Source organism: Natronocella acetinitrilica (assembly GCF_024170285.1).
Lineage (GTDB): Bacteria > Pseudomonadota > Gammaproteobacteria > Nitrococcales > Aquisalimonadaceae > Natronocella > Natronocella acetinitrilica.
In genome coordinates this window covers 242,829-265,906 of sequence record NZ_JALJXV010000007.1, presented here as the reverse complement: position 1 = coordinate 265,906, position 23,078 = coordinate 242,829, and the positions used below count along the sequence as shown (strand labels likewise).

Sequence of the window (23,078 nt, the reverse complement as noted above, 5' to 3'; positions counted from 1 at the left end):
CGAAATGCCTGAAAAGTATATGTCAGATCACCGACCACTGACGAGCGTGGAGACGGAAACGCCATGAGTGAAGAGCGAATTACCATCCTTGAGGAGAAGCTGGCCTACCAGGAGCATGCCGTTGCCGAGTTGAGTGATGCCCTGTATCGCCAGCAGCAACGTGTGGACCTGCTGGAGAGCCTCTGCGCCCAGATGGCGGACCGCCTGCGCAAGCTCGGGGAGCGCTCCGAGGGTTCTGACGAGGGCTCCGAGCTGCCGCCACACTACTGACCGGCTCCTAACCGATCCCGTTATCGCCACTGCCCCAAGGAAAAGACAACATGGCGTACCTGGTCTTCGTGACGTGCCTGTGGGCATTCTCCTTCAGCCTGATTGGCGAGTATCTGTCCGGTCGCGTCGACAGCGACTTTGCGGTGCTGAGCCGCATCGTGCTCGCTGGCCTGCTGTTCCTGCCGTTCCTGCGGATACGCGGTGTCTCGATGCCCCTGATCCTCGGAATGACGCTCATCGGCGCGTTGCAGTTTGGCGTGACCTACCTGTGTCTGTACCGGTCCTTCGCTTACCTCACCGTCCCCGAGGTGCTGCTATTCACCATCACGACGCCGCTCTTTGTGGCACTGATCGATGATGGTCTCTACCGGCGCTTCTCGCCGGTGGCCTTGCTGGCGGCGAGTATGGCGGTTCTGGGCGCGGGGATCATCCGCTATGACGGTATCACCGAAGGCTACATTATCGGTTTCCTGCTGTTGCAGTTGGCAAATTTTGCCTTTGCTGCCGGACAGGTCGGTTACAAGCATCTGCTACTGCGTCACCCGACGGAGGTTCCCACGTATCGATTCTTCGGCTACTTCTACCTGGGGGCGTTGGTGATTGCCTTGCCGGCCTTCCTGCTATTCGGTGACGCGACCATGTTGCCAGAGACGTCGCTGCAGTGGACGGTGATCGCGTGGCTGGGCTTGGCGGCTTCAGGTGTTGGCCTGTTCCTCTGGAACCGCGGAGCCTGTCTGGTCGATGCAGGAACGCTGGCAGTGATGAACAATGCGCTGGTACCCGCCGGGCTGCTGGTCAACCTGCTAATCTGGAATCGGGATGTCGATCTGTTGCGGCTGTCGCTGGGGGGCTTCGTGATCCTTGCCTCCCTTTGGGTCAATGCGCGATTCTCCCGTCATGCTGTGCTGTCGCGCGCTATCTGAACGCGCTCCGTCACAGTCCGGGACGTGCTGCCAGGACTGTGGCATGATCATTACCGCGATCAAAAAAGGCCCGCACACAGGGTCAGACCACCGCCTCATTGCTTTAACCGGAGGTGGTCGTGAAAGGGGCGTGGACGCCCCGGGCGCGAAAGGGGGTTGTATGCGGGGCATGACATCAGGGAAGACGGCCTGCCGGGCGAGGGCAGCATGAACAGGCTTGGCATACGGCTACTGTTGATCTGGCTGATTGCGGGCGTCGTCCTGTTCGTCCCCTTTCGCTTTGCCTACGAACGCGATACCCAATCCCATCTCGATGCAGAGCTTCTGCAGGTCGATGCGGCGCTGCGCAGCACCGAGGCCATTTTCCGCACCGTGACCAACCAGGCATTCAGCGATTTGCTGGGGCGTGACAATTTTCGCCAGCTGCTGGCGGATATCGCCCGATCTCCAGATGGCTTCGACGGGGACTGGGATCGATCTGCCCTGATTGCTGCGGGCATGGATACCCACCGCAGTCTGCGCACATGCTGCCGTGCGGAATTGCATGTGCTCACCCCCGACGCACGGTCATTGATCCGTTTCAGCATACCGGGGTCCGAAACGCCACCTTCTGCCGAGTACCGCCCGGGCCTCTTGCAGGCGCTGGAAGGCCGCCATGGAGCCCAGGGCTTCGAGATGGGGCTCCGAGGTCCCGCCTATCGTCGAATCCTGCCCATCTGGGATTCCGGCGAGCTGGTTGGCGCCGTTGAGGCCGAGTTGGCCGTCGGTGACCTGATGGCGTTCCTGCGTGGTGTCGGCGGTGGTGCCTTGCTCTACCATCTCGTGCTGCTGGAGTCAGCGGTGCCCACAGACAACAGTAACGGTCTCGGCGTCATCTACCGGCCCACCGCCCTGCATGAACAGATCTATGAGCCGGTGCAATTGAATAGCACTGGTTCGCGACTGGCACACTGGATCGAGCAGTCGAGTCGGCTGCGCCAGGCTCTGGCCGCGGCGATTCCGACGGGTGCGCCCGCCAGTGCGGTTGTCGAAGACTGGCGTGGAGCAGAGGTTGCCATCGCCATGCTGCCGATCCACGACATCAGCGGCGAGCAGATCGGGTATGCCGTTGCGGAGTCCGATGCCACGGCATTGACCGCTTTGCGCAATCAGTACCTCTGGATGGGCACACTGGTCTGGCTGCTGGCGGCCGGGCTGGGTACGGTGGCGCTGTTCCTTTGGCATTCCCGTCGCGGTGCCATCCTGCTGCAGGACAAGCTGGCAGCGGTTACCGAAAGTGTGGGTGAGGGCGTGTTCGTGGCCGGGGACGACGGTCGCATCCGTTATGTCAATCAGGCTGCCTGCGATATTCTCGGCTACACCCGAGCCGAGCTTCTCGGGGCGAACTCGTATCGTATGTTCCACCAGTTAAGCGATGGCAAGCCGATTAGCCCCGAATCCAGCCCGATTCGCCAGGCCACCCGTATCAAGGGTATCTACAGAAGTGAGAATGAGGGTTTCAGAACCCGCAGCGGCGACATCATCACCGTGTCGATGACCGTCACGCCGCTGCGGCGTAATCGTCCCAGCGACGGCGTGGTGGCTGTGTTCCATGATGTTTCCGCGCGCACACGAGAACTGACCAGTCTCAAGGTGCAGGCGCTGCGCGATCCGCTCACCGGGCTCGCCAACCGGCGCCTGTTCGATGGCACCCTGGAACGCGAGGTGCGCAGGTCCCACCGCACCCACGCCAGCCTGGCACTGCTGATGGTGGATGTGGACGACTTCAAGCACTACAACGATGCCTTTGGTCATCTGGCGGGCGATGAGGCCTTGCAACGGATTTCCAAGGTGCTCGAGGAATGCGTGAATCGGCCGGCGGACCTGGTCTGCCGATACGGCGGTGAGGAGTTCGCGCTCATACTGCCGGAGACAGACACCGCTTCCGCGAGATGGATTGCCGAAAGGGTGCGCCATTCCGTGGAGGCGGAAGGGATCCGGCAGGCACCCGGGGCTGTTTCCGAGGTTATCTCTGTCAGTGTCGGCTACGCCAGCGGCGGCGGGCCACGCCTGACCGCAGCCAGTCTGATCGCGAAAGCCGACTACGGTGCCTATCGTGCCAAGGCGCTCGGGCGCAACCGGGTCGAGATCGGCGAGCCAGAGCCGGTCTAGTGTCGTGAGTCATGACCTTACGGGAATCTTGATGCCATGAATGATCCGACTCTGATTGTCTCTACCGAATGGCTGGTGCAACGCCTTGACGACCCGGCCGTGATTCCCGTTGACGCCACCTGGTATCTGCCCGGTGAAGCGGGGAATGGCCGCGAGAACTATCTGCAGAGCCACATACCTGGCGCCGTGTACTTTGACATTGACGCCATATCGGATACGGCGAATCCGCTGCCTCACATGCTGCCCTCGGAACAGGCCTTTGCCCAGGCCGTGGGAGCCTTGGGTATCGGCAATGATTCGCAGGTCGTGGTCTACGATGCGAAGGGCCTTTTCTCCGCTGCAAGGGTGTGGTGGATGTTCCGGGCTTTTGGACATGTCAAAGTGGCCGTGCTGGATGGGGGCCTTCCGAAGTGGCGGCGAGAAGGATGGCCACTGGATTCAGGAGCGGTAGAGCCTTCACCCCAGCGCTACTCTGCACGGCTAGAGACGGGGATGGTGGCAGACCGGCAACGGATCAGCGAGGGCCTGGGTCAGGGAACCGTCCAGGTAGCCGATGCCCGTGCCGCAGCGCGCTTTGAGGGCACCGTATCCGAACCGCGGCCCGGACTGCGCAGTGGTCATATTCCGGGTAGCGTCAATCTGCCGTTTTCCGATCTGCTCGATCCCGCGACTGGTGAGTTGTTGCCGGAACCGGCCCTGCGGCGTGCTTTCGCTGAGCGCGGCATTGATCTCGAGCAGCCGCTTGTCACCAGTTGTGGCTCTGGGGTCACGGCAGCAGTGCTGTATCTCGCAGCCACGACTCTCGGTGCGCGCAAACTGGAACTCTACGACGGTTCCTGGGCCGAATGGGGTGACGCTGATTCCGCACTGCCGATTGCCACCGGGCCCGCCTCGCTCTCCTGAGTTCTACCCCACTGTGCTTTTTGTAACATTGTGTTATAACTTTTGTACATGTTTGTTGTCATACCCTCGATTGCCATCCCCTTCAGGAGCTTTTCATGAGTGCAAACCTTTCTCCCGCCGCCCGTCGCGGCCTGTCCACGGACGTCCGACCGAGTCGCGAGGAGGCCGAAGCGGCTGTTCGCACGCTCATCGCCTGGGCTGGTGACAACCCGGCTCGTGAGGGGTTGATCGAGACGCCCAAGCGTGTCGTCAAGGCCTACGAAGAGTTCTTCGCCGGCTATGACGAGGATCCCATCGCGATTCTAAGCAAGAGCTTCGAAGAAACCGATGGTTACGATGAAATGGTGCTCGTCCGGGACATCCGCCTCGATTCCCATTGTGAGCATCACATTGTGCCAATCGTCGGCCGAATTCATATTGCATACCTGCCCCGCGATCGTGTGGTGGGCATCAGCAAGCTGGCGCGCGTTGCTGATATCTATGCCCGACGCCTGCAGATTCAGGAAAAGCTCACTGCGCAAATTGCGAACTGCCTGGAAAGCGTGCTCAAGCCGCGCGGGGTAGCGGTGCTTGTTGAAGCCTCGCATCAGTGCATGACCACTCGTGGCATCCGCAAGATCGATGCTGATACGGTCACCACCCGATTCCTGGGCGAATTTCGCGACGATCAGCATCTCTGCAACCAGTTCCTCAAGCTGACGGGCAACGGCTGAAGCTTGCCGTTTCGCCTCCGGGGTGTCCCCTGTAGCAGGTTTTCATGTAGCCTTGGCATCGCGCGCGGCCTTCTCAGGCCGCGCATTCCTGAATATGTCCAAGGGGATCAGCTATGACCACGGCATCAGCGCGCCACATCCTGGTGGAATCCGAGGCGCAGTGTCTCGAACTCAAGCAACAGATCGAGGGAGGCGCCGAGTTCGCCGAACTCGCCAAACAGCATTCCAGTTGTCCTTCCGGTCGTAGCGGTGGAGATCTGGGCAGCTTCGGTCGTGGTCAAATGGTTCGCGAATTCGACGAAGTCGTTTTCACGGCGCCATTGAACACGGTGCAGGGCCCGGTCAAGACCCAGTTCGGCTACCACCTGCTGGAAGTGACGCGGCGCGACGACTAACGATCGAACGGGCTGGCTGATGGCGTCAGTCGATCAGCCAGTCCAGCAACCAGAGGCTACCCATCCCCACGCCCAGGGTGGCCAGTACGCTGCGCGTGGTCCAGGCAACCACGGCGGCCAGCAATCCCGCGAACAGTCGGCTGTTGCCAGCGTGGAATCCCTGATCGGGCCCACCGTGGATAATGGCTGGCACCACAATGGCAGCGAGGACAGCTGCAGGGACATAGCGCAGGGCCCGCTCCAGCAGCGGTGGCATCTCACGGCTGCCGAGCACCAGGATTCCGGACAGTCTCAGCGCGAAGGTCACCACACCGATCACTACCACCAGCGTCCACACGAGCGGCATGCTCACTCTCGGGACTCCTCCGTCGGCGATAGCAGGCTCTCGGCCATGACTCCGCTTACCACCCCCGCGATGGCGCCCAACGTCAGTCCGAGGTGGTAGGGCGCGCTATAGGCGATGACGGCGACTGAGCCCCCCACCGCCGCGGCGATCACGCTTGGACGGCTACGCACCACAGGCACAAGCAACACCAGGAACACCAGCGGCAGCGCAAAGCCGATTTGCCAGGCTTCCGGAATAGCTGCGCCGACCCAGACGCCCAACACCGTGGCAGTGAGCCAGACCGTCCAGATCGGCGCAGCCACCCCCAGGTAGTACCAGGGTCGCAGCTTGCGATCGAGCCCAGCCATGAAGCGCGTGATGCTGACGGCGTAGGCCTGATCTGTCAGCAGATAGGCGATCGTGGTCTTCCAGGCCATGGACAGGTTGCCGAAGTAGGGCGCCAGGGAGGCGCTGTACATCACCATGCGCAGATTGATCACCAGGGCAGTGAGCACCACGATGATGGGCAGTGCTCCGTCGCCGATCAGTTGTGCAATGACCAGCTGTGCGGCACCGGCAAAGACGATAATGGACAGGCCAATACCCACGGCCGGTCCGAGACCCGCCTCAAGGGCTGCGATGCCCGCCGTCATGCCAAATGGCACCACACCGGGCAGCATCGGGCCGATAGCGCGGAAACCGGCCATGGTGGCGCGGCGCCGATTGCGACCGGGAGTGGTCAAGACCGACCTCCGTTGGCTGTTGACTGGGCTTACATAAGGGCCGGGCAGTATATCAGTCGAACAAGTGCCTCGGGCCGTGGCATGATCGCCGAGTGGAGTGACCTCTGGAGCTGGAAGCGTTGACACGAACAATCTGGATTGTTGCCCTGTGCCTTCTGGGCGGGCCGCTATCTGCGGCGCCGGTTCCCGTTCCGCTTACACTCGACTGGCCCTACCTGGAGCGCCAGGCAGCCGAGGCCCTGGGAATGGATGCCGATGGTCAGGTGACCATTCGCCCCGACCCATGCGGCCGCTTTGAGGGCTCAGCCCTGGAACTGCGACCGGCCGATGCAGGCCGTCTCGCCATGCGCATTGACGTGGCAGCAGATCTGGCCACCGAAGTCATGGGTTCCTGTCTGGGGCCAGGCCGCTGGCAGGGGCGCTTGCACGTGGAACTCATGCCCGTCGTCGATGAGACAGGGCTCGTGGTTCTGCTGCGGCCCGAGTCTGCGTCGCTGCTGTCCGCCGATAGTGAAGATGGTGTGCTCACCGCGCTGACCAGGACGCTCGCGGAAAGCCTGATTCTGCCGCGCATTCGTGCCTTTGAGGCTGACCTGCGGGAGCCGCTGTCGGCCATCGATGAGTTGCTCGTGTCGTTGGCTCCTGACCAGCGCACCAGCGTATCCAGGCAAGCAACCGTGCTTTCCGCGGTTGAAGTCGTGCCGGAAGGCATGCGGGCGACCCTGGCGGTGGACCCTGGTGAGACACAGCCCGATACCCGGGCCGAACGACCGCTATCCGACGATGAACTGGAAGATTGGCGCCGCGTTGAAGACGAACTGGATGGCTTTCTGACCACCGTCGTCATCAACCTGGCAGAGCGCACCGGCGATACGGCGCTGCGGCAGGATCTGGCCGAGACGCTGCTGGACGCGCGTTGGTCCATCGCCCGTGCGCTCGTGGAAGAAGAACCGGGTCCGGATCCCGTGCGACGGCTTTTCGTCGACAGTTGGGACCGACTGCGGCCCCATCTTCGCTTGCTGGACAGCCTGGATTTGCCGCCGGAAGCAGGGGGCTTGCGGCTTGCTGGGTTCATTGCCGGCGGCGACGCCATTCAGGCGCTGGACGCACTGGGGCCTGCGTACGGACTGGAGATCACCCGGGATGGGTTACGCCGCCTGGCGCGGCTGCTGCTGGCCGACGACGCGCCTGACCGGTTCACGCCGCTGCCCCTTGAGGTCGACCCGCGACTGCGTCTGCTGTTCCCCGAGGCCCGCGCTACCTGGCAGCTGGAGGAGGCTGTCTCCCGGGCATCGCCGCTGGACTGGCTGATTCGGCCAGCGGCCGCCGACTCGGCGCGCTCACCGGCGGTGGAGTTGCGGGGCATGGTGCCCAGACTGGCCAACCTGGATCATTATCTTGGTCTGGTTTCAGCGCTGATGGACCAGGAGATTCCTCGCCGCACGGGAGGCGAGACACGCATTCCCCCAGTGTTCCGCTACATGATGGATCCGATGATCCGCGCCACGGCGTGGAAGGAGTCATGCTGGCGGCAGTATACCGGGCCGAGCAGCGCACCTCGGGTGCTGACCTCATCCGTTGGCGCGCTGGGGATGATGCAGATCCATGCGCGGGTCTGGCGGGGCGTTTACGATCTGGATCGGCTGGCTGATGATGTCCGCTACAACCTTAACGCTGGAATCGACATCCTTGAATACTACTTTGTCGATTATGCGCTACGGCGTGGCGAGCACCGTCAGCCCGGCGGGCTCGACAATCTCGTGCAGGCAACCTACGCCGCATACAATGGCGGCCCCAGCCACCTGGGGCGCTATCGGCGGGACGACACTCGCGCCAGCCTCCGCGCTATCGACCGGGAGTTCTGGCATCACTATCAGACCATGCGGCGTGACCGCTGGCCGGATGTGGGGTCCTGCTATCCCGTTGGTGGCTGAACAGGGCAGGGGTAGACGATTATGCTGGTGTTTCCCTGACAACCCGCGTATCGTGACAAGCGCAGTGTGAAGATCCTGAATACTTCCGGCAGTTGTCCTTCCGGGAATCGCGAGGCAAGCGCTTCAATGCAGTTCCCAATCGGCCCTACTCCCGTTCGTTCTTCAGCCGCACATGCAACACTTATCCATAGACACGTCAGCGGCGTTATTGTCGCTGGAGAATTGACGAGAGGAATACCGATCATGATGACCGGAACTGTGAAGTGGTTCGACGATGCCAAGGGCTTCGGCTTTATTACGCCTTCCGATGGTGCCAAGGACGTTTTCGTGCATCACTCCGCGATCAACGGCGGCGGCTTCAAGAGCCTTGCCGAAGGTCAGCAGGTTGAGTTCGAAACGCAGTCCACGCCCAAGGGCATGGCCGCTGCCAACGTCACCGCGCTGTAAAATCTGCGCGACTGACGAAAAACCCGCCATTCGGCGGGTTTTTTTTGTCTGATCAGCGCTTCCCGAGTGCCACGGGGTTCAGACTTTTTCCAGCCTGCCACCTTCGAGTAGCACTCGCAGGGCGCGGAGCTCCTGCTGCGAGCCTTTCTCCAGGCGGTAACCAAGCCGGCGCAGTTGCCACCGGGCTTCCGCCAGTCGCGATGAATCGCTCTTGCGATCCATCAGTATCAGTGCGCCGCCGATCAGAGCCAGAAGAATACCGAACGTTGCCATGATCATGGTCTTGACTCCTGAATCAGGGGGAAAGGGATATCACGTCAATTTTGCGAGCGCCGGATTGTACGACGCGCTTGAGAATTGAACTATATCTGGCAAGACAAACAGTTATGGCTGCCAGGCACGAATCGGGTGAAGCCCCTGCCAGAGTCAGCCCAGACGGAAGAAGGGAGTAATGAGGAAGTAGAGGATCGTCCCGATAATGCCCAGGTAGACGAGGAAGCGAACGGGCTCCCGCAGGATCCGCGTCAATACCGTATCGATCTCGCCGGCCTCGCGCCGCGCCGCATACTCTTCCCGCACCCGCTGCTGGCGTTCTTGCTGATAGGTGTCGAGCAACTGGCTTGCTTCGTCTTTCTGGTCTTCGTCGCGCAGCCAGATGGCGCCCATGGTCAGCCCCCAGTGATTGGGTGGCGTCTCGTAATAGTCGATCTGATGCCGACTGAGTAGCTCGCGCACCTCGTCGGCCTCTTCATCGGATACTCCGCGCAAATGCATCAACAGCTTGGCCATGGGTCAATCATATGGCTGAGGGAATACCGTAATCATAACGCGGGACCTGCGCCGGCCGCGAATCCCTGGCCGGCCCTATGGTATTCTTCCACACCATGTCAAATCGCGACCAGACCCTCTTCAAGCAGCTGGAAAGCGCCGCCCTTGGGGAGAGCGTGCCATTGTCCCTGGCGCTTGATGCGCTTCCCTACAACGCGGAAGGGCTGGTCCCTGCCATCGCGCAGCAGCACGACAGCGGCGAGGTACTGATGCTGGCGTGGATGAACCGCGAGGCCATCGAAGAAACCTGTCGGACAGGCCGTGTCTGTTACTGGTCCCGCTCCCGGCAGGCGCTGTGGCGCAAGGGCGAAACATCGGGGCAAATCCAGCATCTGCTTGAGATGCGGCTTGATTGTGACGGCGACACCCTGCTGCTGCGGGTGGACCAGCAAGGCCCCGCCTGCCATACCGGCCGGCGGAGTTGTTTCTACAATCTGGTAGCAGGTGATCAGGTCCGGGTGGACCGGGAGCCACTGATCGACCCTGCCGCATTGTACCCCTCGCGCTCCCGCTGATTACTGCATGGCCGGTTCCGCATGCCGGATTTCCTGGCCCGCGGACTCGAATTGCCTGTTGGCCAGCCTGCGATACAGGAGGCTGTCGCGCAGCAGCGCCTCGTGGGTGCCTTCTGCAACCAGTTGTCCGCTGTCCAGCACCAGAATGCGGTCGGCGCTGGTTACCGTCGATAGCCTGTGGGCGATGACCAGACTGGTGCGCCCGGCCATGAGGCGATCCAGTGCCTGTTGCACCATGTGTTCGCTTTCCGTATCCAGCGCACTGGTGGCCTCGTCGAGCAATAGCAGGCTTGGATTACGCAGAATCGCCCGGGCGATTGCGATCCTCTGGCGCTGGCCACCGGATAACTGCACGCCACCCGGCCCCAGGGGGGTGTCCATGCCCCTGGGCAGGCGCTGGATGAAGTCAAGCGCGTAGGCGTCCCGGGCAGCCTCGATCACTTCCTCGTCCGACGCGGTGGGCCGACCGTAGCGGATATTCTCCGCCGCCGTGCCGGTGAAAAGCACTGGCTCCTGGGCCACAAGTCCCACATGGCTGCGCAAGGCCAGCGGATCGAGATCGCGCAGGTCCACGCCGTCGAACGTGATGCGACCGCTGCGGGGATCGTGAAACCGCAGCAGGAGTTGGAGCACGGTACTCTTGCCGCCGCCGGATGGGCCGACCAGGGCGACACGCTCTCCGGGCTTCAGGCGCAGATTGAAGTCGCGCAGTGCGGGCTGGTCCGGGCGGCTTGGATACGCGAAAACCACGTCCGAGAAACAGACTTCACCGCGCACCGGCTCGGGCAGCGCTGTGGCCTGGGACGGCGCCGCGATGGCGGGTTGGGCATCCAGCAGTTCCAGCAGTCGTTCGGCGGCACCAGACGCGCGCAACACCTCACCGGCCACCTCGGCCATGGCGGCGACGGCGCCTGCGGCGAGCACGGCGTAGAACACGAAGGCCGAGAGTTCGCCGACGGACATGCGGCCCGCCAGAACATCATGTCCGCCCTGCCAGAGAATCAGGCCCACCGCGACAAAGATGATCAGCAATGCGATGCCGGTCAGCCAGGCACGCTGGCGGGTCCGTGCGATGGCCGTCGCAAAAGCCTCCTCAACCCGGGCCTGGTAACGATGCCGGTCGTGCTCCTCGTGACTGAAAGCCTGTACGGTGCGGATGCCGTGCAAGGCCTCGCCTGCGTAGCTGCCGATGTCGGCGACCCGGTCCTGACTTGCCCGGGACAGCCGCCGCACACGCCGGCCGAACCAGAAAATCGGCAGGATGGTGAGGGGAATACCCACCACCACCAGGGTTGCGAGGTAGGGGCTGGTCACGAACATGAGAATCAACGCTCCGAAGAACATCAGAGCGTTACGGATGGCCACCGAGACAGAGGAGCCGAACAGGCTTTGCAGCGCGGTGGTGTCTGCGGTCAGGCGCGACTGAATCTCGCCGGCGCCGTTACGCTCAAAGAAATCCGGCTCGAGGGTGAGCAGATGATGGAATACATGCACTCGCAGATCGGCGGCCAGCCGCTCGCCGATCCATGTGACCATGTAGTAGCGCAGGGCCGAAGCCATGGCCAGGATGCTGACCACCACGAGAACGCCCAGCAGTGCCTGATCGAGCAAGGCCGGATTGCCGTCAGCAAATCCACGATCAATGACCAGCCGCAGACCTTGCCCAAGCACCAGTACACCGGCCGCCGCGATTACCAGTGCCGCCCCGGCCAGCAACAGGCGACCGCGATAGGGCAGCACATAGTGCAGCAGGCGAAGCAGGGTACTGGTTCGCGCTTGTTTGCTCATCACGCCTGGGGCTGGCCAAAGACAGTGTTCGAGTATGCCATAGAGGTTGCGCCGAGGTGCGGGTGGAGCTAGAGCCAGTAGCGAATGCGCCAGCCCAGGTAGCCACCGATGCGGTCCAGCAGGCTGCGCTTGCCGAGGGACTCCAGCGTTACTTGTCGGGCCGCCACCAGGTCGGCTTCGAACAGGTCCTCCAGGGCGTTGCAGATGGCCGGGTTGTCCGTGACGAAGTTGATCTCGTAGTTGTGGAACAGGCTGCGGTAGTCGAGGTTGGCCGTGCCGATGGTCGCCAGTCGTCGATCCACCACCATGGTTTTGGCATGGAGTACCCGCGGCCGGTACTCATGCACCCGAATGCCTCGCTTCAGAAAGCGTTCGTAGATGTGCCGTGCCGTCATCTGCAACAGTCTGCGATCGCTGACAGCGGGTAACAGCAGGTCCACCTGCACGCCCCGGCTGGCGGCTTCATAGAGATGTCGCCGGGTGCGTCGGTCAGGGCTGAAGTAGGGCGTCGTGAGACAGACTCGTGCCTCCGCCGTGCGGATCCCCTCTCGGAACAGCCGACGCAGTGCATGCCGGTGCCGGGGTATCCGGTTCGTCACCAGGGAGTCGCCGCAGAACAGATCTGGTGGCAGGTCCTTGCGCAGCGAGCGATGCACGCGCCGTGTCCAGAAGACATCGAAGAGTTCACCCGCCTGATCGGCCATCTGCCGGTCATCCAGGCGAATGTGTGTGTCCCGCCAACGCGCCGCACCGTGATAATGCAGACTGTTTTCCTCGTGGATGTTGAAGCCACCGAGGAAGACGGTTTGCTGATCGATCAGCAGCAATTTGCAGTGGTTTCGCCGGTTATAGCGCCACGGGTCCCGCCAGGACCAGCGATGGAACTCGCGAACCTGTACACCCGCCCGCCGGAGGATATCCAGGAAGCGCGCTGGAGCAAGGAACAGGCTTCCTGCGGCGTCAATGTGCAGGCGGACGTCGAGACCGCGCCGCGCGGCGCGGGCCAGGGCGGCGGCAAACCGGCGTCCGATCCGGTCGGCGGAGAAAATATAGCTTTCCATCCAGACGCGTTCCCGGGCATCGGCGATGGCGGCGAGCATATCGGTATAGAGGGAGTCGCCTTCGTCAAAAAGGCGATAACGCAATTCCGAGCGTGGTGAGTTCGGGGTTGCCCCGTCGTCAGCTCCGGCGGCTGGCACAGGTCTGTTCCAGCAGGCCTTCCAGGCCAAGCCGATGAACGTGGTGCAGTGTCACCCCCGAGAGCTTTTCCAGAGGGGTCCAGAGCCGCACATGACCTGCTTCCAGGGGCGTCCCCACCGGTGGTGGATCCGCGAGTCTGATCAGATAGAAGATCTGGTCATACAGCCAATAGGCCTGGTTGTTGCTGGAATAGTAGCGACTGGTCAGCCGAAGCTCTGCAGACGGCCGAAGTACGGAGGCGGGAAGTCGCACACCGGCTTCCTCCGACAACTCCCGGGACAGTGCTTCTGCCGGAGATTCGCCTTCCTCCAGGCCGCCGCCGGGCATTTCCAGCCAGTCCGCCTCCGGCGGTTGAACTAGCAACAGGTGGTCTTCGTGCAGCAGTGCGACATGGATGCCACGACGCTGGCGTGGCGGCTCTTCGCTCGGGGGGCGATGCAGCCGTCCATGGTGGTCAACGAAGAGCCCTTCCTGCGGCGGAATGTTCATGCAACTCCGGTTGGTCGAACTGGATCACGATTGCCGCCTAGTTTGGACGAGCCAAACCGTCGTGTCACTGTCCCGGAAAAACAGCGCTTCCCTAGCGCGGTCGCCGGTAGCCACCGGGTGTGCCTGTCGGTGACAGCATGATCTGCCAGAGTTGCACGGCACGGGCACGGAAGGCGCCAGCACAGGAAAGCAGATAGTAGCGCCACATGCGATAGAAACGGTCTCCGTACCGATCGCGGAATCGCGGCCAGGCTCTCTCGAAGTTGTCGTACCAGGCCATCAGCGTGCGGTCGTAGTCGGCGCCGAAATTATGCACATCCTCGATGACGAACGCGTCTTCAACGCTATCAGCGATCTGGTTCAGGGAAGGAAGATCCCCATTGGGGAAAATGTACTTGTCGATCCAGGGGTCGGGCGCGCTGCCACGTTGGTTCTTGCCGATGGTGTGGAGCAGGAAAAGACCGTCCTCGACAAGGCTGTGTCGGTCAATCTCCATGTATACACGGTGGTTCTTGCGTCCCACATGCTCGAACATGCCGATGCTCACGATCCGATCGAAACGCTCCTCGAGTTCCCGGTAGTCCTGCAGGCGAATCTCCACCGGCAGGCCACGGCAGCGTCGCGTGGCGAGATCCGCCTGCTCCCGGGAGACAGTCAGGCCGACGCAGTTCACCCCGTAATGCTCCGCCGCATACTGCATGAAGCTGCCCCAGCCACAGCCGATGTCCAGCACGCGCATGCCGGGTTCCAGCATCAGTTTGCGGCAGATCAGGTCGAGCTTGGCCTCCTGAGCGGCATCGAGATCGCCGGCGTTTTCCCAGTAGCCGCAGGTGTAGGTCATGCGATTGTCGAGCATGGCTTCGTAGAAGGCATTGCCCAGGTCATAGTGGGCCTCGCCGACCTGCCATGAGCGCCGCAGACTCTGCAGGTTCAGCAGACGGGCGCGCAGTGCGTGGAAGGCCAGCCGCAGGGGCTGGACCTGATCGGGAATCCGCGCCCTGATCAGGCGGTGGAAGAACTCGTCGAGACGCTCCGCATCCCAGGCGCCGTCCATGTAGGCTTCGCCGAGGCCCAGGTTGCCATAGGTGAAGGCCCGTTCGGCCACCCCGGGCGCATGCACGCGCATGTCCCAGGGACGGTCGCCATTGACATGAATATCGGCCTTGCGCAGCAGGTCGCCCATCATGCGGTCCAGCCGCGAACTGCTGTGCTGGTATGCCTTTTCGGCGAATGTTTTCTCGTTCATGACCTTCGAGCCCTGGGGCTGCTGCCATTCACAAGCCGGCGCGGATCCGGCGCACCTCATTCAAACTTAGTCGCCAACGAGCGAATTTGAAGGTCTGCGTCCCCGCATGACGTGTTCTGGTTCACCAGAGAATCCGTGCAAGGTAGACTCCGGCCTCGTTGTTATCACCCGGGAGTCAGTGTTGATCCGTCGCAATCAGGTCATCGTATTGTTCTCGACGGTGCTGGCCTTCTCCGCCCTGTATGCGCCCCAGCCGCTGCTCCCCGTGCTTGCGCGGGATCTCGCAGTGTCCGAGTCGGCGGCGGCGCTCCTGATCACCGTGACCCTGGTGCCGCTGGGCATCGCCCCCATTGCCTACGGCTTTCTACTGGAAGCAGTTTCTGCCCGTCGCGTACTGATTGTTGCTGCCGGATTGCTCGGATTGACGTCCCTGGGTCTTGCCCTGGCGCCGGCCTACCCGGCCTTTCTTGCCCTGCGTTTCTGCCAGGGCTTGCTCATCCCGGCGATGCTCACGGCGTTGATGACGCATGTGGCATCGACTGCCACGGAAGCACGTCTGCCTCGGGCGATGGCCGTGTATGTGGCCGCAACGGTGTTTGGTGGGTTCGCCGGGCGTGCTGCGTCGGGGTTGATCTCCGACCTGGCGGGGTGGCAGACCACATTCCTTACCCTGGGTGTTCTGCTATGCGTCGCATCGGCGAGCCTGACACGGTTGCCCGCGGACGCCAGCGCGAAGTTCTCGCGGGTTCATCCCCGCGTGATCCCGGAGGTATTGCGCATCCCTGGTGTCGGCAGTGCGTACCTCACCATCTTCTGTGCCTTCTTCGTCTTCGCATCGCTGTTGAACTTCCTGCCGTTCCGCGCCGCCGATCTACGGGACGGCATGGGATCTGCAGCGATCTCCCTGATCTACTCGGGCTATCTCATGGGGATCGTGACATCGCTGCTGGCGGCGAGACTGGCGATTCGGCTCGGCGGTGAAAGCAGGGCGGTGGTGGCCGGACTGTGCGTCTTCATGCTGGCGACCGGGCTGTTCCTGGTGCCGTCGGTCCCCTTTCTGTACGTGAACATGTTCCTCTTCTGCGGCGGGATGTTCCTGATCCATGGACTCTTGCCCGGACAGGTCAACCGCCTCGCGCCGGAGCGACGCGGCCTGGTGAACGGGCTCTATATTGCCGCTTATTATGCCGGTGGAAGCACGGGTTCATACCTGCCCGGCCTGTTGCTCCGGCAGTTTGGCTGGACAGCGTTCGTGATGAGCCTGTGCCTGGTGCTGAGCCTCGCCGTCATGCTCGCGGTGCGGGACATGCTGCGAACGCCCGCGAAGAACGGCTAGTCAGTCGGCAGGGCCTTCACCGGGCAAAGTCCAGGGCCGCCCATAGCCAACGCGGCCGATACCCGGGATCTTCAGTGCCGGACGCAACGGATCCAGGCCGACAACCAGCCCCAGGATGTTCAGCTCAAGACCTTCGCGGCGGGCGATAGTCAGGCCCAGCACGCCACCAAGTGATGCCTGGAACCCCGTGCCGCTCGGCGTGCGGGCGACCAGGCCCTGGTCCAGGTAATCCTTGCCGATAGCCGTAGGCGGAAACTCGACCTGCAGTTCGGCGGTCCGGCGAACCACCCAGGCCGTGAAGGTGTTGCTGTTCGGTCCTGGCCATGCTTCATAGCGATGGGCGAACGGATAATCACGCACCGCGGCCTCGATGGTCGGGATCGCCCGGTGGGCGTCGCTGCCGCGAATCTCGCCGAGGAGTTTCGGCGGGCTGCCAAACCAGGGCCGATCCGGGGCACCGCTCATGGCCCGGACACTGGGCCGTCGCCAGCCCGTTACTTCGTAGAGCGTATAGCTCTCCGCGTTTTCCGGCTTTACCGCGATCCAGGTGTGGACGGCGAATACACCACGCCAGTTGAAGGCCCTGGCGGCGTAGACCTGCACGACCGCGTCGCGATATTGCCCGGCGTCTGGCGCCAGGCCCGCGGGCTCGCGTTGCATGGTTCGCCAGTCGCGGTCGAACTGGACCTCACCGAATGCGAACATATAGGCAGGCCCGGCCAGTAGCAGCGCCAGCAGCAATACGAAACGGAAGCTCCAGAGCAGCAGGAAGCGAACAGCAGATCTCGGGTTCAACGGCGATACACCTCTTCGGGACCCATTGCGTTGTTAGCGGTTCACCCGGTATGAATAGCGGGTCGAGCAGTGTCTCCCAAATACAAAATGGACGTGAAGCAATGACCCGAAGGAACCACCGCAGTTCATCGACGTTGCTGCTTCGCGTCGTTGCGATGACGGTCTCGCTACTTCCCATGGTGCCGATTGCAGCGTCCGGGCTACCCGACCCGGTGGCCAGGGTGCTGGACTGGCAGCGTATCGATCCGGACAGCCTCAGCATCTGGGTGCAACGGGTGGGAGAGACCGAGCCGCTGCTGTCCCATCTGCCGGACCGGCCGCGCAACCCTGCCTCGGTCATGAAACTCTTTACCACGTTTGCCGCGCTGGAGCAGCTGGGGCCCGCCTATCGCTGGCGGACCGAAGTATTCGTGGATAAGCCTCCGGTCAACGGGCGCGTGGAGCGGCTCTGGATCAGGGGCCATGGCGATCCCCATCTGCTCGACGAGGATGTCTGGCGACTTGCGGCGACTCTCCAGCGATCCGGTGTTCGCCATATCGACGGGCCGCTGATGCTGGACATCAGCCATTTTGCCCTGGACGCCGAGGACCCCGCTGCTTTCGACAATGCCCCGACCCGCGCCTACAACCAGCCGCCCCATGCGTTACTGGTGAACTTCAATGCGGTGCGATTCCATGTGTTCGGTGACCGCTCCAGCGGTGAGGTCCGTGTCGAGGCCGAGCCCAATCTGCCCGGTTTGCAGCTCGAGAACCGCCTGCGTCTGGAGGATCGCAGCTGCGGCGGCTTTCAGCGGGGCGTTGGGTATCGGGTCGCTGACCAGGGCAGGGTGCAATTCGACGGCAGCTACCCGGCACGTTGCGAAGATACGTTCCGGTTGGTTCGCCGTATTGTCGAGCCCGAGGACTATCTGGAAGGTTTGTTCAGTATCGTCTGGCGCCAGTGGGGCGGTGAGTTCGCAGGGGGCTGGCGCCATGGCGTCTGGTTGAACGACCATGCAAAGCCGTTCGCTGTGCACGAATCGCGTTCTCTGGGGGAGATCATCCGGCTGGCCAACAAGTACAGCAGCAACGTCATCACCCGGCATTTGAAGCTGACCCTGGGCGCGGAAATGCATGGTGAGCCCGCCACCCACGAGAAAGGCGTTGCCGCAATGCTGGACGTGCTGGATCGCCACGGGGTCGAAACCAAAGGCATGATCCTGGATAACGCCGCGGGGCTGTCCCGAACCAACCGGGTCAGCGCTCGACAGGTGGCGCAGGTGCTCGCCGCCGGCCGGCAAAGCCAGTATATGGCCGAGTATGTTTCCTCCCTCGCCATCGCCGGACTGGACGGCACTGCGCGCCGACGCTTCACCAATGCGCCGGAGGCAGGCCGCATGCACTTGAAGACCGGTCGTCTGAATGGTGTGTCGGCTATCGCCGGTTACGTCAGAGCTGCTGATGATCAGGACTATATCGTGGTTGCGATGCTCAACTCCGATACCGCCCATCAGGGCCCCGGCGAAGCGGTGCAGGATGCGCTGTTGCGTTGGGTCCACGAGCGCTGAGTCGCCCAGCTGATCAGCGAAAGTGCCATTCCAGCGTGATGCCGTGGTCATCGAGGCCCGGATTCGGAGCGCGAAAACCGCCGTTCGAACTGTGATTGGCCCGGTAGACGATTGATAGCTCGTGTACCAGGTCCAGGCGCAGGCCAAGCCCCGCGTTAGAGCGAAACTGCCAGCGGCTGCCCCATCGGGTCCGGTCCAGCGAATCGGCCCGATAGTAGGTGATGCCGGATCCCAGCTCGAAGAACAGCCTTCGTGTTCCCAGGTCGCGGCGAAGCAAGAGACGCGCTGCCGGTGCCCATACGACTTCGCCGCCGCCGTACAAGCGGTGCCGGCTCAATGAGTATTCGGGTAGCAACTCCAGCCCAAGCGTCGGCGCATCCAGCCGGTGCAGAACGCTACCGCGGAGCAGATTGGCATCCTCTCCCCAGTGTTGGCCGACCTGTGCGCCGAGAAGAACCCAAGTGTTGGACTCGCTCGCCGAGAGTACCGGTGGAACGGCGAGCGACACCGCAATGAGATACATCACTCGGGGCAGAATCCATTTCATCGGCTGTGCATTGTCCTTGGCGGGGCGTGCGGCGCTCCAGTCCCACGTTACAGGCGCGAGCAGCATAGCCGATTCGCCGGTGAAGAAGAATGCATCGGTGGCGTTGCCCGGCAACATGACCGTGCAGGGAGGGTGCACCCTGATCGGGTATGCCGGTTAGTAGGGGTGGGCAGTCTGTAACCTTTTTCGTTGTTCAGCGATAAGGTCTTATACGGGAAAGAACAAACCCGTCGGAGCTTGTCATATCCCATTTTCTGCTGCATTGCAGCAAGCGCTGTATGCTGCGTTCGCACATGACTTCGCCTCACTTCCGAAAACCTCCGTTTGGGTCTTTGTTTGCGGGGTGGCGCAGTTGATATCGGGGCTGGGACGCGGTATACACGTTTGACGAAAGCAACAGAGTCCATGAACAGGTCCATGCTTTCGCCGATTCACCCCCGAGTGGATTTGGACGCGATGCGGTCATCCGTGTCGCCCGACCCTTAAAACCACAAATCGCTGGAGGAGTGGGATGCACACTACAGACAATAACGACACGTCCGTGAAGGACAGTGGAGTGGCAAACGAGAACGAGCTTGGAAATCAGGGCGTATCGCGCCGCAAGTTCCTTGCCGGTTCTGCCGCCGCGGCCGCTGGTGCCGCAGCCGTCGGCTTCCCGATGGTATCCACCGCGCAGACCACCCGTCTGCGCTTCCAGAGCACCTGGCCCACGCAGGATATCTTCCATGAGTTCGCGGCCGACTTTGCCCGCATGTGTAACACCATGTCTGGCGGAAGGCTGAACATTCAGCTGATGCCCGCAGGCTCGGTGGTTGGCGCGCTGCAGATGCAGGATGCCGTCATTGCCGGTGCCCTCGATGGCGGTCACGGCGTGTCCGCCTACTGGTACGGCAAGCACAAGGCTTTCTCGCTGTTCGGCACCCCGCCGCCCTTTGGCTGGACTGCCAACCAGTTCCTCGCCTGGCAGAAGTACGGCGGCGGTCAGGAGCTTTACGATGAACTTGTCCAGGAAGTCCTGGGTCTGGAACTCGTCGGCTTCCTGACCGGGCCGATGCCGACCCAGGCGCTGGGCTGGTTCAAGGAGCCCATTCGCAGTGCCGATCAGCTGCAGGGCATGTCCTACCGCACCGTGGGCCTGGCAGCCGATCTCATGCGCGAGTTCGGTGCCTCTGTCACCATCATGGGTGGCCCGGACATCGTGCCTGCCCTTGACCGTGGCCTGCTCGACGGCGCCGAGTTCAACAACCCGTCCTCGGACCGGTTGCTGGGCTTCCCCGACGTCAGCAAGACCTGGATGCTGCGCAGCTACCACCAGGACTGTGAGGCTTTCGAGATCATCTTCAACAAGCGTCGCTACGATGGCCTGCCGGAGGAGCTGCAGTCCATCATCAAGCATGCGTCCGAAGCGGCCTCGTCCGACATGTTCTGGAAGGCGATGAACCGCTACCCGGAAGACCTGCGCAGGCTGCGTGAAGAAGACGGTGTGAGCACCTACATCACGCCGGATTCCATCCTGCAGGCGCAGCTGGATGCCTGGGATGTGGTCATCGAGCGTGAATCCGCCAACAACGAGTTCTTCCGCCGCGTCATCGAATCGCAGATGGAGTGGTGCGAGAAGTCGATTGCCTTCTTCCTTGAAGGTGAGGCGCCGAAGGAGCAGGCTTACGAGCACTTCTTCGGTCGCGCCGTGACGTCCGAGTCGACGATACTCTAGTCGAGCAGTGCAGTTGGTAAGGGGTGGCGGCATTTGTGTCGCCACCCCTTGGCGTTAGGGGGTGGATTGGCGCCGCGCGGTCTCGCAGCGCACCTTCAGCACATCGTCACTCGTCTGTGTGCATCGAACGGTTTCCCTCTCACGCTCAAGGCACCGAATACTTGGCTACGCCGCCTTGGCGTCGGTTTCCAGACGCGGAGTAATTCCGGGAATGAACAAGTTCATCACCATTGTCGACCACATCAGTACGTGGGTCGGAAAGACGTTTGCGTGGTGCATCCTCATCCTCATGGCAGTTGTCTGCTATGAGGTCTTCATGCGCTACGTCCTGCGTTCGCCCACCGGGTGGGCGTACGACACCAGTTACATCCTCTACGGCACCATGTTCATGATGGCGGGCGCTTACACGCTGTCGCGGGATGGGCATGTCCGGGCAGACGTGGTTTCCAGGCTGTTGCCCAATAGGCTGAAGGCCGTTCTGGATATTTTCCTGTACCTGATCTTCTTCTTTCCGGGCGTGTTGGCACTTTTCTGGATGGGCTGGGATTTTGCCGCCGCATCCTGGCGCATTGGCGAACGCAGCCCTTATAGCCCGGCAGGGCCGCCGCTCTATCACTTCAAGTCCGTCATACCGTTATGTGCGTTCTTCCTGATTATCCAGGGGGTAGCCGAGTTCACGCGCTGCATCGTGGTGCTTCGCACTGGCGAGTGGCCGTCGCGCCTCGACGATGTAAAGGAACTCGAGGAGGTGCTTCCGGTGGATGTCGAGGCGCAGAAGGAATATGCCGCCACCGATGACAAGAATATCGAGGAGAATCGATAATGTCCGAACCTCAAGTGGGGATGCTCATGTTGGGGATCCTCGTGCTCCTCATCATGATGGGCTTCCCGATTGCCTTTACCCTGATCGCGATGGGGGTGGGTTTTGGTTACTACGCGATCGGTGACATTATTTTCACGTTGCTGGTGCAGCGCGCCTATGGCGTCATGGCCAACGACGTACTGATCGCGATACCCCTGTTCCTGTTCATGGGCTATATCGTCGAGCGGGCGAACATACTTGACCGATTATTCTTTAGCCTCCAGCTTGCCGCTCGTGGTGTTCCTGCATCACTGGCCGTGGCGAGCCTGGCCACATGCGCATTGTTCGCCACGGCCACCGGCATAGTCGGTGCGGTGGTGACGCTGATGGGCCTGCTTGCGCTGCCGGCCATGCTCAAGGCGGGTTACGACAAACGGCTTGCCAGTGGCGTCATCTGCGCTGGCGGGACTCTGGGCATCCTCATTCCGCCGAGCATCATGCTGATTCTCTATGGCGCCATGGCGGGTGTTTCCGTTGTGCGGTTGTACGCTGCGGCACTGTTGCCGGGCCTGCTTCTTGCAAGCCTGTACATGATCTATGTCATGGGCCGAGGGCTTATCAATCCCAAGGTGGCGCCGAAGCTCAGCAAGGAAGACGCAAATGTGCCCTGGAGCAGGGTGCTCTTCATGCTCCTCACCTCGTTCGTGCCGTTGGTGACGCTTATCGTCTGCGTGCTTGGAGCAATTCTCTTCGGGCTGGCGACACCGCATGAGGCCGCAGGTATCGGTGCCCTTGGCGGGATTTTGCTGGCGGCCGCCTACGGGCAGCTGACCTTCCAGCGACTGAAGGAGGCGGTGTTCCTCACGGCCAAGACCACTGCCATGGTGTGCTGGCTCTTCGTGGGGGCGTGGATCTTCTCGTCCGTGTTCTCCTTGCTGGATGGTCACCACGTGATCGAACAGTTCGTGGTGGGTCTCGATCTTTCCACCCTCGAGTTCCTGATCCTGGCGCAGATCCTGATCTTCCTGCTGGGCTGGCCGCTGGAGTGGACGGAGATCATTATCATCTTCGTGCCGATCTTCCTGCCGTTGCTGCACATTTTCGGCGTGGATCCGCTGTTCTTCGGCATCCTTGTGGCTTTGAACATCCAGACGTCGTTCCTGACGCCGCCCATGGCCATGTCCGCCTTCTACCTGAAGGGGGTGGCACCACACATGGATATCATGGACATATTCAAGGGCGTCATGCCCTTCCTGTCCCTGGTGTTCGTGGCCATGGTGGTCCTCTACAACGTGCCGGGCCTGGTGTACTACATTCCGAGCGTGCTGTACGGCTGATCGATCGGCTCTCTGTTAGCCAACGACCCGACGCCGGCCTCTCCAGGCCGGCGTTTTTTTTGGAATCAGTGAGGGCTTGCAGGTTGCGCCCCGTGGGTATGGCCTTTGACAGGGGCGCGGCGCGGGCTAC

The 23,078-nt window shown here is 62.1% G+C and carries 24 protein-coding genes; 14 read left to right on the top strand and 10 right to left on the bottom strand.

All coding sequences use genetic code 11. The features are described from left to right. Positions 1-63: 63 nt before the first annotated feature. The 6 genes from J2T57_RS15335 (at position 64) to J2T57_RS15310 (ending at position 5,355) form a co-directional block, all read left to right on the top strand. Positions 64-270 (top strand): SlyX family protein, encoded by a 207-nt coding sequence (locus J2T57_RS15335; RefSeq protein ID WP_253480343.1) that lies wholly within the window; start codon positions 64-66, stop codon positions 268-270. A 50-nt stretch (positions 271-320) separates the two neighbouring features. Continuing rightward, positions 321-1,193, top strand: coding sequence for an EamA family transporter (locus J2T57_RS15330; RefSeq protein ID WP_253480340.1), 873 nt, complete (start codon positions 321-323; stop codon positions 1,191-1,193). A 207-nt stretch (positions 1,194-1,400) separates the two neighbouring features. Continuing rightward, complete coding sequence (locus tag J2T57_RS15325) at positions 1,401-3,344, top strand: sensor domain-containing diguanylate cyclase (protein WP_253480337.1); 1,944 nt, start codon at positions 1,401-1,403, stop codon at positions 3,342-3,344. Between the two features lie 36 nt (positions 3,345-3,380). Then, positions 3,381-4,247, top strand: coding sequence for a 3-mercaptopyruvate sulfurtransferase (gene sseA, locus J2T57_RS15320; RefSeq protein ID WP_253480321.1), 867 nt, complete (start codon positions 3,381-3,383; stop codon positions 4,245-4,247). Between the two features lie 95 nt (positions 4,248-4,342). Next, positions 4,343-4,960 (top strand): GTP cyclohydrolase I FolE, encoded by a 618-nt coding sequence (gene folE, locus J2T57_RS15315; protein ID WP_253480318.1) that lies wholly within the window; start codon positions 4,343-4,345, stop codon positions 4,958-4,960. 113 nt (positions 4,961-5,073) lie between these two features. After that, the gene (locus J2T57_RS15310) at positions 5,074-5,355 is read left to right on the top strand and encodes a peptidylprolyl isomerase (protein ID WP_253480315.1); all 282 of its coding nucleotides are present in this window, start codon (positions 5,074-5,076) and stop codon (positions 5,353-5,355) included. A gap of 25 nt (positions 5,356-5,380) precedes the next feature. On the opposite strand, the gene J2T57_RS15305 is transcribed toward J2T57_RS15310, so the two are convergent. Both J2T57_RS15305 and J2T57_RS15300 read right to left on the bottom strand, forming a co-directional pair. Continuing rightward, entirely contained in the window at positions 5,381-5,701 is a 321-nt protein-coding gene (locus J2T57_RS15305) for an AzlD domain-containing protein (protein WP_253480587.1), read from the bottom strand. A gap of 2 nt (positions 5,702-5,703) precedes the next feature. Further along, complete coding sequence (locus J2T57_RS15300; RefSeq protein WP_253480312.1) at positions 5,704-6,423, bottom strand: AzlC family ABC transporter permease; 720 nt, start codon at positions 6,421-6,423, stop codon at positions 5,704-5,706. A 119-nt stretch (positions 6,424-6,542) separates the two neighbouring features. Between J2T57_RS15300 and J2T57_RS15295 the strand changes: the two genes are divergently transcribed. Both J2T57_RS15295 and J2T57_RS15290 read left to right on the top strand, forming a co-directional pair. Further along, entirely contained in the window at positions 6,543-8,357 is a 1,815-nt protein-coding gene (locus J2T57_RS15295) for a transglycosylase SLT domain-containing protein (protein ID WP_253480309.1), read from the top strand. Between the two features lie 243 nt (positions 8,358-8,600). Beyond that, positions 8,601-8,804, top strand: coding sequence for a cold-shock protein (locus tag J2T57_RS15290; RefSeq protein WP_253480306.1), 204 nt, complete (start codon positions 8,601-8,603; stop codon positions 8,802-8,804). A 78-nt stretch (positions 8,805-8,882) separates the two neighbouring features. Here the strand turns inward: J2T57_RS15290 and J2T57_RS15285 are convergent, their stop codons facing one another. Then, positions 8,883-9,083, bottom strand: a complete 201-nt coding sequence (locus J2T57_RS15285; RefSeq protein WP_253480302.1) for a hypothetical protein — start codon at positions 9,081-9,083, stop codon at positions 8,883-8,885. Between the two features lie 147 nt (positions 9,084-9,230). Then, complete coding sequence (locus tag J2T57_RS15280) at positions 9,231-9,593, bottom strand: DUF6164 family protein (protein WP_253480299.1); 363 nt, start codon at positions 9,591-9,593, stop codon at positions 9,231-9,233. A gap of 95 nt (positions 9,594-9,688) precedes the next feature. On the opposite strand from J2T57_RS15280, the gene hisI reads away from it, so the two are divergent. Beyond that, positions 9,689-10,147, top strand: a complete 459-nt coding sequence (hisI, locus tag J2T57_RS15275) for a phosphoribosyl-AMP cyclohydrolase (protein WP_253480296.1) — start codon at positions 9,689-9,691, stop codon at positions 10,145-10,147. Here the strand turns inward: hisI and J2T57_RS15270 are convergent, their stop codons facing one another. The 4 genes from J2T57_RS15270 to cfa all read right to left on the bottom strand — a co-directional run bounded on the left by J2T57_RS15270 (position 10,148) and on the right by cfa (position 14,870). Then, complete coding sequence (locus J2T57_RS15270) at positions 10,148-11,935, bottom strand: ABC transporter transmembrane domain-containing protein (RefSeq protein ID WP_253480293.1); 1,788 nt, start codon at positions 11,933-11,935, stop codon at positions 10,148-10,150. Between the two features lie 68 nt (positions 11,936-12,003). Further along, the gene (locus J2T57_RS15265) at positions 12,004-13,134 is read right to left on the bottom strand and encodes a phospholipase D-like domain-containing protein (protein WP_253480289.1); all 1,131 of its coding nucleotides are present in this window, start codon (positions 13,132-13,134) and stop codon (positions 12,004-12,006) included. After that, positions 13,115-13,624, bottom strand: coding sequence for an NUDIX domain-containing protein (locus J2T57_RS15260; protein ID WP_253480286.1), 510 nt, complete (start codon positions 13,622-13,624; stop codon positions 13,115-13,117). The genes J2T57_RS15265 and J2T57_RS15260 overlap by 20 nt, the downstream gene beginning before the upstream one ends. 91 nt (positions 13,625-13,715) lie before the next feature. Next, positions 13,716-14,870, bottom strand: a complete 1,155-nt coding sequence (cfa, locus tag J2T57_RS15255) for a cyclopropane fatty acyl phospholipid synthase (protein WP_301289425.1) — start codon at positions 14,868-14,870, stop codon at positions 13,716-13,718. A gap of 181 nt (positions 14,871-15,051) precedes the next feature. Here cfa and J2T57_RS15250 point away from each other — a divergent pair, with 181 nt between their 5' ends. Continuing rightward, entirely contained in the window at positions 15,052-16,206 is a 1,155-nt protein-coding gene (locus tag J2T57_RS15250) for an MFS transporter (protein WP_253480283.1), read from the top strand. Here the strand turns inward: J2T57_RS15250 and J2T57_RS15245 are convergent, their stop codons facing one another. Continuing rightward, complete coding sequence (locus tag J2T57_RS15245; RefSeq protein WP_253480280.1) at positions 16,207-17,001, bottom strand: DUF3750 domain-containing protein; 795 nt, start codon at positions 16,999-17,001, stop codon at positions 16,207-16,209. It lies immediately after the preceding gene. A 101-nt stretch (positions 17,002-17,102) separates the two neighbouring features. On the opposite strand from J2T57_RS15245, the gene dacB reads away from it, so the two are divergent. Next, positions 17,103-18,548 carry a D-alanyl-D-alanine carboxypeptidase/D-alanyl-D-alanine endopeptidase gene (dacB, locus tag J2T57_RS15240; RefSeq protein WP_253480277.1) on the top strand — a complete coding sequence of 482 codons (1,446 nt, stop codon included), beginning with the start codon at positions 17,103-17,105 and terminating at the stop codon, positions 18,546-18,548. Positions 18,549-18,561: 13 nt separating this feature from the next. Here the strand turns inward: dacB and J2T57_RS15235 are convergent, their stop codons facing one another. Further along, positions 18,562-19,212, bottom strand: a complete 651-nt coding sequence (locus J2T57_RS15235; protein WP_253480262.1) for an acyloxyacyl hydrolase — start codon at positions 19,210-19,212, stop codon at positions 18,562-18,564. Between the two features lie 394 nt (positions 19,213-19,606). Between J2T57_RS15235 and J2T57_RS15230 the strand changes: the two genes are divergently transcribed. The 3 genes from J2T57_RS15230 (at position 19,607) to J2T57_RS15220 (ending at position 22,948) form a co-directional block, all read left to right on the top strand. After that, entirely contained in the window at positions 19,607-20,809 is a 1,203-nt protein-coding gene (locus J2T57_RS15230) for a TRAP transporter substrate-binding protein (protein ID WP_253480260.1), read from the top strand. A gap of 211 nt (positions 20,810-21,020) precedes the next feature. Next, on the top strand, positions 21,021-21,632 hold the full coding sequence (locus J2T57_RS15225) for a TRAP transporter small permease subunit (protein ID WP_253480258.1): 612 nt from the start codon (positions 21,021-21,023) through the stop codon (positions 21,630-21,632). After that, the gene (locus J2T57_RS15220) at positions 21,632-22,948 is read left to right on the top strand and encodes a TRAP transporter large permease (RefSeq protein ID WP_253480256.1); all 1,317 of its coding nucleotides are present in this window, start codon (positions 21,632-21,634) and stop codon (positions 22,946-22,948) included. The genes J2T57_RS15225 and J2T57_RS15220 overlap by 1 nt, the downstream gene beginning before the upstream one ends. The last annotated feature ends 130 nt before the right edge of the window (positions 22,949-23,078 follow it).

Coding starts and splice junctions, on each gene's coding strand:
- J2T57_RS15335 (WP_253480343.1), top strand. CDS start 64: ATGAGTGAAGAGCGAATTACCATCCTTGAGGAGAAGCTGGCCTACCAG.
- J2T57_RS15330 (WP_253480340.1), top strand. CDS start 321: ATGGCGTACCTGGTCTTCGTGACGTGCCTGTGGGCATTCTCCTTCAGC.
- J2T57_RS15325 (WP_253480337.1), top strand. CDS start 1,401: ATGAACAGGCTTGGCATACGGCTACTGTTGATCTGGCTGATTGCGGGC.
- sseA (WP_253480321.1), top strand. CDS start 3,381: ATGAATGATCCGACTCTGATTGTCTCTACCGAATGGCTGGTGCAACGC.
- folE (WP_253480318.1), top strand. CDS start 4,343: ATGAGTGCAAACCTTTCTCCCGCCGCCCGTCGCGGCCTGTCCACGGAC.
- J2T57_RS15310 (WP_253480315.1), top strand. CDS start 5,074: ATGACCACGGCATCAGCGCGCCACATCCTGGTGGAATCCGAGGCGCAG.
- J2T57_RS15305 (WP_253480587.1), bottom strand. CDS start 5,701: ATGCCGCTCGTGTGGACGCTGGTGGTAGTGATCGGTGTGGTGACCTTC.
- J2T57_RS15290 (WP_253480306.1), top strand. CDS start 8,601: ATGATGACCGGAACTGTGAAGTGGTTCGACGATGCCAAGGGCTTCGGC.
- J2T57_RS15285 (WP_253480302.1), bottom strand. CDS start 9,083: ATGATCATGGCAACGTTCGGTATTCTTCTGGCTCTGATCGGCGGCGCA.
- J2T57_RS15280 (WP_253480299.1), bottom strand. CDS start 9,593: ATGGCCAAGCTGTTGATGCATTTGCGCGGAGTATCCGATGAAGAGGCC.
- hisI (WP_253480296.1), top strand. CDS start 9,689: ATGTCAAATCGCGACCAGACCCTCTTCAAGCAGCTGGAAAGCGCCGCC.
- J2T57_RS15270 (WP_253480293.1), bottom strand. CDS start 11,935: ATGAGCAAACAAGCGCGAACCAGTACCCTGCTTCGCCTGCTGCACTAT.
- J2T57_RS15260 (WP_253480286.1), bottom strand. CDS start 13,624: ATGAACATTCCGCCGCAGGAAGGGCTCTTCGTTGACCACCATGGACGG.
- cfa (WP_301289425.1), bottom strand. CDS start 14,870: ATGAACGAGAAAACATTCGCCGAAAAGGCATACCAGCACAGCAGTTCG.
- dacB (WP_253480277.1), top strand. CDS start 17,103: ATGACCCGAAGGAACCACCGCAGTTCATCGACGTTGCTGCTTCGCGTC.
- J2T57_RS15235 (WP_253480262.1), bottom strand. CDS start 19,212: ATGTTGCCGGGCAACGCCACCGATGCATTCTTCTTCACCGGCGAATCG.
- J2T57_RS15230 (WP_253480260.1), top strand. CDS start 19,607: ATGCACACTACAGACAATAACGACACGTCCGTGAAGGACAGTGGAGTG.
- J2T57_RS15225 (WP_253480258.1), top strand. CDS start 21,021: ATGAACAAGTTCATCACCATTGTCGACCACATCAGTACGTGGGTCGGA.
- J2T57_RS15220 (WP_253480256.1), top strand. CDS start 21,632: ATGTCCGAACCTCAAGTGGGGATGCTCATGTTGGGGATCCTCGTGCTC.